Source organism: Meiothermus luteus, assembly GCF_003574085.1.
In the GTDB taxonomy this organism is placed as follows: domain Bacteria; phylum Deinococcota; class Deinococci; order Deinococcales; family Thermaceae; genus Meiothermus; species Meiothermus luteus.
This window is the reverse complement of sequence record NZ_QWKZ01000098.1, coordinates 1-10,123: the sequence shown is the minus strand read 5'-3', so window position 1 is coordinate 10,123 and position 10,123 is coordinate 1. Positions and strand designations below refer to the sequence as shown.

Here is a 10,123-nt window from a genome sequence, read left to right as displayed (position 1 = left end):
GGTGGGGGGAAGGGAGAGGCCTTGGGCAGGTTGGCGCTGGGCTGGGCAGCCACGATGACCCGCACCGTGGACTCCCGGGCTAGGGTGACCCCGGGCCCGGGCTCCTGGCCGATGACGCTGCCCTCGGGGGCCCCTGAGGCCACCCGGACCACCTGGGCCCGGAGTTCGGCCACCGTCAGGATGTAGCGAGCCTGCTCCTCGGTGAGGCCGCTCAGGTCGGGCACCAAGGTTTCGCGGATCAGGGGGCGGGCGCCGCTGGCGACCAGGAGGCGCACCCCTTCACCAGGGCGGATGGGCTGCCCCTCGGGGGGGAGGCTGGCCAGCACCGTGTCGGCGGTGTCGCCGCTGGCGATGCGGGTCACCCCGGCGACGCGGTAGCCAGCGGTTTCAAGGGCCCTCCGGGCGTCCTCTAGGGAGCGGCCCACCAGGGTGGGAACGCTCCCTAAGCGGGGCTTGTTGACCACCAGCTCGAGCCGCCGCCCGGGCTTAACCCGGGTGCCGGGGTCGGGGGTCTGCTCTAAAACCTGGTCCTCGGGCAAGGAGGGGTCGCTGCCCTCGGTGAACTCTACCTGAAGGCCGAAGCCCCGCACCGCTTCCAGGGCCTGCCGGGGGGTTTTGCCCACCAGGTCGGGCAGCACGTACTCAGGAGGGTTCAAGTAGCGATGGGCCGCCTCGAGGAGGGCTAGGCTGCCCAGGGCCAGCATCAACAGGCCCGGCAGCCAGCCTATCCAGCGCCCGCGGGCGCTGGGGGGCAGGGGTTCCTTGTGGGTAGGGGGAGGCATGGCTTCCCTCTCGGTCTGAGGTGGGGGGGGTGGATGGGTCACCTGGGGGGAGAGCCGCACCACCCGCAACTGGCCGTTCTCCTCGCCGACTTCAAGCTCGGCTTCGCTGTAGCCAAAGGGCCTCAGAACCTCCAGAATGGGCCTGAGCCGCCGGGGCTTGAGGGGGCTTTTGGGCCGCTCGGGCCAGAAGGCGTAGTAGCGCCCGGGGTTGGCCGAAACCACCACCCCTTCGGGCAAAAACCCTTGGGCCTCGAGCCTTCGGATGGCGTTTTTGTAGCGGTGGAAGGCGGTGCGGGCCTCGGGGGTGTGCACCTCAAACCAGAAAAGCCAGCCCTTTTGCCCCCCCGGGGTTTCCACCTGGTAAAGCCGCACGAACCCCTGGGAGCCCACCTCGGCCAGGAGGCTAAACTGCTCGTCCAACAGCGGCACCACAAGCGATTATACCTGCCCGGTTTTAGTACTCAGCCAGGTACTGCTCGAGCTCCCACTGGTGCACCGCGATTCGGTAGGAGCCCCACTCCACCCGTTTGGCGTTGAGGAAGTCTTTGTAGACCTGCTCGCCCAGGGCCGCTCGGATTACCCGGTTCTTTTGCAGGGCCTCCAGCGCCTCCCGCAGGGTGCCGGGCATCTCGCTTACCCGGTACTTGCGCCGGTCGCGCACCGAGAGGTCGTAGACGTTGCGTTCAATGGGGGGTGGAGGGGTAAGCCGGTTTTCTAGACCATCAAGCCCCGCGGCCAGAATCACCGCCAGGGCCAGGTAGGGGTTGCAGGAGGGGTCGGGTAAGCGGAACTCAGCCCGGGTGCTCGCCCCCCGCCGCTTGGGCACCCGAATCATAGCGCTGCGGTGGGAGACTGACCAGGAGACCGCGGTGGGGGCTTCGTAGCCGGGGGTCAGGCGCTTGTAGGAGTTGACCAGAGGGTTGGTGATGGCGGCCAGGCCCTCGGCGTGCTCAAAGAGGCCGGCGATAAAGCTAAGGGCGGTTTTGGAGAGCTGGTGGGGCCAGACCTCGAGTCTGCCCTGCGGCTCAAAAAAAGCGTTTTCGCCTTCCTTGAAGAGGGAGAGATGGAAGTGCAGTCCGGAGCCGTTGACCCCGGCGATGGGCTTGGGCATAAAGGTAGCGTGAAGGCCGTGGTGGATGGCCACCCGCTTGGCCACGAACTTAAGGGTGGTGAGGTGGTCGGCGGCCTCCAGGGCATGGGTGTACTTGAGGTCAATTTCGTGCTGGCCGGGTGCGCCCTCGTGGTGGGCGGCCTCTATGGGCAACCCCATGCGGTGAAGGATGTCCACCATGGCCCGCCGGGCCTCCTCCCCCTTGTCGGTGGGGGCCAGGTCAAAGTAGCCGGCCCGGTCGGGGGTTTGGGGGAGGGGCTGGCCCTCGGGGCCACGGACAAATAGGAAGAACTCCACCTCGCTGCCCACGTACAAGTTGTCAAACCCCAGCCTCTGTACCCGCTCAATCTGCCGCTTGAGCACTTGCCTCGGGTCGCCTTCAAAGGGTTTGCCGTCGGGGTAGGCAATGTCGCAGATAAGGCGGGCGATGGGGCCTTTGGTGGTGGGCTCGAGGTCCTCCGGGTAGACCAAAAAGGTCTGGTAGTCCGGCCTGAGGAGCATGTCCGACTCCTCCTCGGTGCGTCCAAAACCCTCTATGGACGAACCATCAAACACGACCTCTCCGTCCAGGGCCTTCTCAAACTGGTTGGCGGGGAGTTCCACCACCTTGTTTAGGCCCAGGATGTCGGTGAACTGGAGGCGCAAAAAGCGCACCTGTCTTTCCTTTAGCTCCCTCAGAATCTCCTGCTTGGTCCGTGCCATCTCCACTAAGATACCCTCTAGCGCCCCAAGGGCCAGGGCCTGCTGGGGTTTACCGCTGGGCCAGGCGATAGACCGCCCCCCGGTGGTCTATTACGTATAGCTCCCCCTCCGCATCCTCCCCGAAAGAGCTAATGTTGAGGTCGGTTTTCAGGAGCTCCCGGCTTTGCCAGCGGCCCCCCTGGAGGGTAGCCACCCAGATGCGCCCGCTCACGTAGTCGCCGTAGAAGTAAGCCCCTTGGAAGGCTGGCATGGCCCGGCCCCGGTAGCGGTAGCCCCCGGTGATGGACTGGCCTTGGCTGTGGGTGTAGGTGATCACCGGCATCACCAGGCCCTCCCGGTTGCAGTTTTGCGGTGGATTGTAGCAGCGGTCGCCCTCCATAATCCGCCAGCCATAGTTCTCGCCCCCCTTGCTGCTGGCGGGCTGGAGGTTAACCTCCTCTACCGCGTTCTGCCCCACATCGGCCACCCACAAATCGCCGGTTTCGCGGTCAAAGCTAAAGCGCCAGGGGTTGCGCCAGCCGTACGACCAGATTTCCGAGCGGCGCCCGCCCAGCACAGGGTTGTCCGGGGGAATCGCGTAGGGGTGCCCGCTTTCGCTGCGGTTCACGTCAATCCGTAGAATTTTTCCCAGCAGGGTGTCAAGCCGCTGGCCCGCGTTCAAGGGGTCGCCCGCTGCCCCCCCGTCCCCGGTGCCGATGTAGAGCATACCGTCTGGGCCAAAAGCAATCATGCCCCCGTTGTGGTTGGCGTAGGGCTGATCGATGGTGAGGATGACCCGGGCTGAGCTGGGGTCGGCCCGATTGCCGCTAGCCCGATAGCGGGCGACAACGGTGTCGCCGTCACGGTTGGTGTAGTTGACGAAGAAGAAGCCGTTCTCTCGGAATTGGGGATGAAAGGCCAGGCCCAGAAGCCCCCGCTCGCCGCAGCAGGAAACCAGGCTTGATATATCCAAAAAAGGCTCGGGAAGGAGCCTTGTTCCCTGTAGGATGCGGATGGTGCCTCCTTGCTCCACAACGAAAAGCCGCCCGCTGCCGTCAGGGGCGTAGGTCAAAAACAGCGGGCGGCTAAGGTTGCCCACCACGGGGACGAGCTGCAGGCTTTGCGCCGAGGCCAGGCAAAAAAAGAGGACTGAAAGAAGGCTTAGGCTACGCATAAGCTGAGTCTAGCCCCAAAAAATTTGGGTTCGGTGTGTTGTGTTGACCTTTGGGCCGGCAGAGGGTAGATTAGAGAGCGGTTTGCCGGTAGCTAAAACGGCAAAGACTACGTGTAAGGAAGTGAGCTGCAATGGCCAAGCACCCCGTACCCAAGAAGAAGGTTTCCAAGTCCCGCCGGGACATTCGCCGGGCTGTGGTTTCTGCGCTTACCCCGCCTACCCTAATTCAGTGCGCCAACTGCGGGGCTAAGGTTCCCCCCCACACGGTCTGCGATAGCTGTGGCTACTATGCGGGCCGTAAGGTTTTGGAGGTCAAGGCCTAGGCTGGTCTTGCTGTTTGAACTTGGTTCACCAACGGGCTCCTCTGGCCGCTTTTGGGCGCGCCGGAGGCCTTTATTTAGGCATGGGGTGGGTTGGGCCTAATTGGGCCCGGGGTGTTATCTTTGGGGGAGTGCCCCACCATGGGGTCTTTTAGGAGGCAGCTTTGAACACCGGTATCCTAGCGCTGGGTTGCTACGCCCCCGAGCGGGTGATGACCAACCACGACTTTGAAAAGATTTTGGATACCTCAGACGAGTGGATTGTCACACGCACTGGCATCCGCGAGCGCAGGCTGGCCGCCGAGGGCGAGTATACCTCCCACCTGGCCTTCAAGGCGGTGGAGGACCTGCTCCGCCGCCACGGGCCGAGCGCTTTGGAAGGGGTGGACCTGGTCATCGTGGCCACCAACACCCCCGATGCGCTCTTTCCCGCCACAGCGGCCTTGGTGCAGGACCGATTTGGCCTCAAAGCCGGCGCTTACGACCTTTTGGCGGGGTGTCCGGGTTGGGGCTACGCCGTTGCCCAGGCCCATGCCATGGTCAAAAGCGGTCTGGCCCGCAAGGTGCTGGCCATCGGTTCGGAAACACTCTCCAAGATTCTGGACTTCTCCGACCGCTCCACGGCGGTGCTCTTTGGGGATGGGGCTGGAGCGGCGGTGATTGGCCCGGTGCCCGATGGCTATGGTTTTCGCTCCTTTGTCCTGGGCGCTGACGGCTCGGGGGCCAGGGAACTCAACCTGCGCTGCTTAGCCCCCAGCCTTCCCGATGGTACGCCCATGGGGGAGTACGCCTATATGAACGGCCGGGAGGTGTTTAAGTTCGCCGTGCGGGTGATGAACACCGCTACCCTAGAGGCCATTGAGAAAGCTGGCCTCAGGCCCCAGGACATCAAGTACCTGATTCCCCACCAAGCCAACGCTCGTATTATCGAGGCGGCCCGGGAACGGTTGGGACTCCCCCCCGAGCAGGTCTGGGTGAATGTGGACCGCTACGGCAACACCTCCACCGCTTCCATGCTGATCGCCCTACAAGAGGCTCTGGACGCAGGAAAAATCCATGATGGGGACCATATCCTCTTCGTGACCTTTGGGGCCGGGCTCACCTGGGCGGCCAGTGTACTCACCTGGTGGCAGCCGGACTGAGTGGTGAGGGGTTATTGGTAGGCCAGGGGGGTCCCTGGCCGTAGGGCAGGGTTTGAGGGAGGTGGGCGTGATAGCAGCGCTGTTTCCTGGTCAAGGTTCGCAGGAAATCGGGATGGGAAAGGCCCTTTACGAGGGTTCCCGGGCAGCTCGGGAGGCCCTGGAGCGAGCCGAGGCGGTCCTTCCGGGGCTGCTTAGGCTGATGTGGGAGGGGCCTGAGGAGGAGCTTAGGCTTACCGCCAACCAGCAGCCCGCGCTGCTGGCCGTGGGGTATGCGGCCTTTTTGGCCTACCGGGAGGTGGGTGGCCCCCTGCCGGACTACGCCGCGGGGCATAGCCTGGGGGAGTGGACGGCCCACGTGGCGGCTGGAAGCCTGAGCCTGGAGGATGGCCTGCGCTTGGTGCGCAAGCGGGGCGAGTACATGCAGCAGGCGGTCCCGGTGGGGGCTGGGGCCATGGCGGCGGTGCTCAAGCTACCGGTCCAGGCCCTCCTGGAACTAATCGCGCCGATTGAGGGGGTAGAGGTGGCCAACCTCAACTCCCCGGAGCAAACGGTTATCTCGGGGACGGCCGAGGGGGTAGCAAGGGCCACCGAGGTTTTGAAGGCCCATCGGGCGCGGGTGGTGCCCTTGCCGGTTTCGGCCCCCTTCCACTCTTCGCTCATGCGGCCGGCCCAGGAGCGGCTACGGCGTGACCTGGAGGGAGTGGAGATTAGCCCCCCTCTCTTCCCGGTCTACTCCAACGTGCTGGCCCGCCCGGAGGGCGATCCGGGGCGGATACGGGAGCTTCTTTTAGAACAGATTACCCATCCGGTACGCTGGGTGGAGACCCTGCAGGACCTGAGGGAGAGGGGGGTTATGGCCTACCTCGAGTTCGGCTCGGGAAAGGTCCTCACCGGTCTGGTGGGGCGCACCCTGGAGGGGGTAGAGGCCAAGGCCCTCACCACCCCGCAGGAAATTGCGGCGCATCTGGGTGTGAAGGGTTAGGCTAAGGGAGGTGCTTGTGCGGAAGGCGCTGGTAACGGGTTCTTCTAGAGGAATAGGGCGGGCCATCGCCCTCGAGCTGGCCCGTCGCGGCTATGCTTTGGCGGTACACTACGCCAGCAACCCTCAGGCGGCCGAGGCCACCGCCGAGGAGGCCCGGGGTTTAGGGGCAGCCCATGTGGTGGTGTTGGGGGCCGACCTAAGCCAGCCCCAAGCTGCGCAGAGGCTTGTCGCGGAGGCCCACGCGGCCTTGGGGGGGCTTGAGGTCCTGGTTAATAATGCGGGTATTACCCGCGATACCCTCCTCATCCGCATGAAGGATGAGGATTGGGACACCGTGCTCGCGACCAACCTGACCGCCGTTTTTCACACCACCCGGGAGGCCATCAAGCTGATGATGCGCGCCCGCTGGGGCCGGGTGGTCAACATCAGCAGTGTGGTGGGCCTGCTGGGCAACGCCGGTCAGGCCAACTACGTGGCGGCCAAGGCCGGCCTGATAGGTTTTACCCGTTCGGTGGCCAAGGAGTACGCGGGCCGGGGCATCACCGTCAATGCGGTTGCGCCGGGTTTTATTGAGTCGGACATGACCGCCAAGCTGCCCGAAGGGGTGGTGTCCGAGTACCTGCGGCAGATTCCAGCCGGCCGCCTCGGCCGTCCCGAAGAGGTGGCCAAGGCGGTGGCCTTTCTGGTTTCCGAGGATGCCGCCTACATCACCGGGCAGACCCTTTGCGTAGACGGGGGCCTGACCCCGCACTGAGGCTGTGGTAGAATCCCGCAGGTAGAGCAGACCCTGGAGGTTCAGCATGGCAATCCTGGACGACGTGAGGGAAGTGATTGTGGACAAGCTGGGGGTAGACCCCGAGAAGGTGGTTCCCGAGGCCCGCTTCATTGAGGACCTGGGCGCGGACAGCCTGGATACTGTGGAGCTTATCATGGGCCTAGAGGACAAGTTCGGCCTGGAAATCTCCGATGAGGAAGCGGAGAAAATCCGCACGGTGCAGGACGCGATTGACTTCATCCAGTCCAAGCAGGCTAAATGATCCTGCCTTTTGCTGGGCCGGGTGAGGTTCCAAACCTGGCCCGGCTTTTTTTCCTGTAGACACGGGGCCCCTCGAGGTGCTATCTTGAAGCGTCTGGGAGTTTTCTAAGGTGGCCCGTGTTGTTTTGCCCCCGGTTCGGTTGCGCAGGGTCTGCGGCCCGGCCAGGGACAGCCTCTGGGTAGTTCAGCGCCTTAGTCCTGGGCCGGGCGGCCTTTTGGCGAAAGGCGGCCTGCGGTAAGGAGCAGTATGCACAAGGGTAGAGTCAAGTGGTTCAATGCGGAAAAGGGCTACGGCTTTATTCAGCGGGAGGAGGGGGAGCCGGATGTCTTCGTCCACTACAGCGCCATCCAGGCCCGCGGATTCCGTACCCTCAACGAGGGCGATGTGGTGACCTTTGAAATTGAGCCGGGGAAGAACGGCAAGGGGCCCCAGGCCACCAACGTGAGCGTGGTGGAGCCGGCTAAGCGCCACTAGGGGAGTTTTCCGCTGGCCGGCCCCTGGGCAACCAGGGGCCGGCGTTTGGATAAGCCCCGCTTTTCCTCTGAGGGTTGGAAATTACACCCTTGTCGGGAGAGGGCCAGTAAAATCAGGGCAAGCTTATGAAGGTCTCCGTGCAGCTTGATTTTCTGCCCGTTACCCCTGATTTGGCCCCCGCTGTACACAACCTTTACTTGAGCTGCCCCACCTACATTGCCCTGATTGGGGGGGAGATTCCCAGCCTCAACGACATTGAGCGCGAGCTGGAGACCCTTCGCCACGATACCCGCCGCCAGGCTGTGCTGCTCAGGCAGGGGGAGCAAGTGGTGGGCTTCTTAGACTACAAGGTGGCCCATCCCGACCTTCACTCGGCCACCATCAGCCTGCTCCTGATAGAGGAGAGCCTACAGGGAAAGGGGCTAGGAAAAGCTGCGGTGGAGCGGCTCGAGGCCCTCCTCAGGGGGCGGATGGAGCGGCTTTATGCAGTGGTCTACGGCCACAACGAGCAGGCCAAGCGTTTCTGGGAGCGGGTAGGGTTTGAGCACCTGCGGGACAGCGGCCCCAACCTGAGCTGGTACTTGAAGAGCCTTCGTTAGGGGCTGCTACCCTTGGGGCCCCGCTTCTCGGAGGCGCTCCTCCATCTTGTCTAGCTCGGCCTCTAGCTCGGGGTCTTTGGACAAAGCCCGGGCTAAGGCCTCAGCCATACGGGGTTGCCGCAGCCGCTCAGCCTGGATGATGGCGGCAAAGTCGGAGACCGCCTTGTCAAGCTGGTCGTTGACCACCACGTATTTGAACTCTGGTGCCAGCCGGAGTTCCTCTTCAGCCCGTAGCAAACGCTTGCGTATTTTTTCTAGGCTGTCGGTGCCCCGCACCAGTAGCCTGCGGCGCAGCTCCGAGAGGGAAGGTGGCACGATGAAGACCAGGATGGCCTCGGGCATGGCCCGCTTGACCTGGAGCGCGCCCTGCACCTCAATTTCCAGAAGCACGTCTTGGCCGCTTCTGAGGGCCTCCTCCACCGGCTCCCGGGGGGTGCCGTAGTAGTCGTCCACGTACCGCGCGTACTCCAAAAAGCCGTTTTGGGCTATTTTTTGCTCAAACTCTTCCCGACTCACAAAGTAGTAGTCCGCCCCCTGGCGCTCCCCAGGCCGGGGCGGGCGGGTGGTCATGGAAACCGAGTAGTACATGCGGTGGTACTCCAAAAGCCTCCCCCGGATGGTGCCTTTGCCCACGCCAGAGGCCCCGGTCATCACAAAAAGGTTCCCGAGTGGCATGACTTGGGCATGCTACCAAACCTAGCCGCTTCTGGTAAGGGGGTTTTGTGCTTGGGGAAACTGCAAAGCCAAGGGTCGTGTAAGGAATTATGTGTAAAGGTTTGTGTAGAGAAGGGGGGTACCGAAACGAGGGAGGAAGCACCCCATAGACCAGTCTGCCCTGCAGGCGCTGCTACGGGAAGCGGTGAAGGAAACGGTGACCAAAGGGCGGGCGCAAGAACGGCCGCTACCCCCGCAAACTGGAGACCCCCTTTGGCCAGGTGGACGTGAGGGAGGTGGCCGCGGCCCTCTACGGCACCGGGGCTAGGGGCGGAGGGGACGGGTCTCCCCCTGGGCCACCGCTACACCCACGAGACAGCGCCATCCCGGACTGGGTGTTGGAGGGGGCGGAGGCCTTCCGTGGGATGCCCTTACCGGAGGAGATGGCTTTCGTGTACCTGGATGGGTTTTGCTTGAACCCACATTCCGCACCTCCCTCACCACTCTTAGGATTTAGGGATGGAACCCTCACCCACTTTAGAGGTTTACCACCTGGCCCACCTGGGCCTGGTGGCGGGCATCATGGACCGCATAGGACTGGCGGAGGTGGTGGACCGCAAGGTGGGGGCTAGACCGGGGGAGAAGGTCTCCACGGGAACCGCCCTCAAGGCCGCCGTCCTGAACGGCCTGGGCTTCGTCGCCTCTCCCCTGTACCTCTTTGGCCACTTCTTCCAAGGCAAGCCCACCGAGCACCTCCTGGGACCTGGGGTCACCCCGGAGCGCTTGAACGATGACCGCGTGGGCCGGATGCTGGACACCCTGTACGAGGTTGGGGACGGAGGTGTTCCTAGAGATCGCCAAGGCGGCGTGGGAGGAGGTGGCCGGGGAAGCACCCTGTGGCCCTTTGGGTGGTGCGCGGGTACAGCCGGGACCATCGGCCGGACCTCAAGCGGTGGGTGATGAACCTGGTTTGCGCCGACACGGGGGGCATTCCCCTGCTTTACGCCCCGGGGGATGGGAACCCGTCGGATCGGGAGGTGCGGGCTTCCCTTGCTGCCGGGCTACCGGGGGTGGGAGCGGGAGGTGGACGAGGGAAGGAGGAGCGGGTGATGGCCCTGGGGATGGTGATGGCGGTGGCCCTGTTGGTGTACGCCCTGGGGGAGTGGG

12 protein-coding genes and 2 pseudogenes are annotated in these 10,123 nt (G+C 64.0%); 10 read left to right on the top strand and 4 right to left on the bottom strand.

Annotation, left to right across the window (positions count from 1 at the left end; all coding sequences use genetic code 11):
• The 3 genes from Mlute_RS12345 to Mlute_RS12335 form a co-directional block, all read right to left on the bottom strand.
• Positions 1-1,211, bottom strand: a 1,211-nt coding sequence (locus tag Mlute_RS12345; RefSeq protein WP_245958968.1) for a PASTA domain-containing protein, incomplete at its 3' end; no start/stop codon positions are given.
• 25 nt (positions 1,212-1,236) lie between these two features.
• Complete coding sequence (locus Mlute_RS12340; protein WP_119360925.1) at positions 1,237-2,595, bottom strand: glutamine synthetase family protein; 1,359 nt, start codon at positions 2,593-2,595, stop codon at positions 1,237-1,239.
• A gap of 49 nt (positions 2,596-2,644) precedes the next feature.
• Entirely contained in the window at positions 2,645-3,748 is a 1,104-nt protein-coding gene (locus Mlute_RS12335; protein WP_119360922.1) for a PQQ-dependent sugar dehydrogenase, read from the bottom strand.
• A gap of 131 nt (positions 3,749-3,879) precedes the next feature.
• On the opposite strand from Mlute_RS12335, the gene rpmF reads away from it, so the two are divergent.
• The 7 genes from rpmF to Mlute_RS12300 all read left to right on the top strand — a co-directional run bounded on the left by rpmF (position 3,880) and on the right by Mlute_RS12300 (position 8,302).
• A complete protein-coding gene (gene rpmF / locus Mlute_RS12330; protein ID WP_119360921.1) occupies positions 3,880-4,071 on the top strand; it encodes a 50S ribosomal protein L32 in 192 nt (63 codons plus the stop codon).
• Positions 4,072-4,232: 161 nt separating this feature from the next.
• Positions 4,233-5,210 carry a beta-ketoacyl-ACP synthase III gene (locus tag Mlute_RS12325; RefSeq protein ID WP_119360920.1) on the top strand — a complete coding sequence of 326 codons (978 nt, stop codon included), beginning with the start codon at positions 4,233-4,235 and terminating at the stop codon, positions 5,208-5,210.
• Positions 5,211-5,277: 67 nt separating this feature from the next.
• A complete protein-coding gene (fabD, locus tag Mlute_RS12320) occupies positions 5,278-6,192 on the top strand; it encodes an ACP S-malonyltransferase (protein WP_119360924.1) in 915 nt (304 codons plus the stop codon).
• A 16-nt stretch (positions 6,193-6,208) separates the two neighbouring features.
• Positions 6,209-6,946, top strand: a complete 738-nt coding sequence (gene fabG / locus Mlute_RS12315) for a 3-oxoacyl-[acyl-carrier-protein] reductase (RefSeq protein WP_119360923.1) — start codon at positions 6,209-6,211, stop codon at positions 6,944-6,946.
• Positions 6,947-6,992: 46 nt separating this feature from the next.
• On the top strand, positions 6,993-7,229 hold the full coding sequence (gene acpP, locus Mlute_RS12310; RefSeq protein WP_119360919.1) for an acyl carrier protein: 237 nt from the start codon (positions 6,993-6,995) through the stop codon (positions 7,227-7,229).
• A gap of 246 nt (positions 7,230-7,475) precedes the next feature.
• Positions 7,476-7,703, top strand: coding sequence for a cold-shock protein (locus Mlute_RS12305; protein WP_119360918.1), 228 nt, complete (start codon positions 7,476-7,478; stop codon positions 7,701-7,703).
• Between the two features lie 125 nt (positions 7,704-7,828).
• Positions 7,829-8,302, top strand: a complete 474-nt coding sequence (locus Mlute_RS12300; protein WP_119360917.1) for a GNAT family N-acetyltransferase — start codon at positions 7,829-7,831, stop codon at positions 8,300-8,302.
• A 6-nt stretch (positions 8,303-8,308) separates the two neighbouring features.
• On the opposite strand, the gene gmk is transcribed toward Mlute_RS12300, so the two are convergent.
• Complete coding sequence (gene gmk, locus Mlute_RS12295) at positions 8,309-8,977, bottom strand: guanylate kinase (RefSeq protein WP_119360916.1); 669 nt, start codon at positions 8,975-8,977, stop codon at positions 8,309-8,311.
• Positions 8,978-9,122: 145 nt separating this feature from the next.
• On the opposite strand from gmk, the pseudogene Mlute_RS16190 reads away from it, so the two are divergent.
• The 3 genes and pseudogenes from Mlute_RS16190 to Mlute_RS16625 all read left to right on the top strand — a co-directional run.
• Positions 9,123-9,432: pseudogene (locus Mlute_RS16190) on the top strand (IS256 family transposase); the annotation flags it as partial.
• A gap of 43 nt (positions 9,433-9,475) precedes the next feature.
• A pseudogene (locus tag Mlute_RS12285) lies at positions 9,476-9,828 on the top strand (DUF4277 domain-containing protein); the annotation flags it as partial.
• An 87-nt stretch (positions 9,829-9,915) separates the two neighbouring features.
• The coding region (locus Mlute_RS16625; protein ID WP_407942652.1) for a hypothetical protein at positions 9,916-10,123 on the top strand (208 nt) is incomplete at its 3' end.

Excerpts from the sequence above, each read along its gene's own strand:
- Mlute_RS12305 (WP_119360918.1), top strand. The coding sequence starts at position 7,476 with ATGCACAAGGGTAGAGTCAAGTGGTTCAATGCGGAAAAGGGCTACGGC.
- acpP (WP_119360919.1), top strand. The coding sequence starts at position 6,993 with ATGGCAATCCTGGACGACGTGAGGGAAGTGATTGTGGACAAGCTGGGG.
- Mlute_RS12335 (WP_119360922.1), bottom strand. The coding sequence starts at position 3,748 with ATGCGTAGCCTAAGCCTTCTTTCAGTCCTCTTTTTTTGCCTGGCCTCG.
- gmk (WP_119360916.1), bottom strand. The coding sequence starts at position 8,977 with ATGCCACTCGGGAACCTTTTTGTGATGACCGGGGCCTCTGGCGTGGGC.
- Mlute_RS12340 (WP_119360925.1), bottom strand. The coding sequence starts at position 2,595 with ATGGCACGGACCAAGCAGGAGATTCTGAGGGAGCTAAAGGAAAGACAG.
- Mlute_RS12300 (WP_119360917.1), top strand. The coding sequence starts at position 7,829 with ATGAAGGTCTCCGTGCAGCTTGATTTTCTGCCCGTTACCCCTGATTTG.
- rpmF (WP_119360921.1), top strand. The coding sequence starts at position 3,880 with ATGGCCAAGCACCCCGTACCCAAGAAGAAGGTTTCCAAGTCCCGCCGG.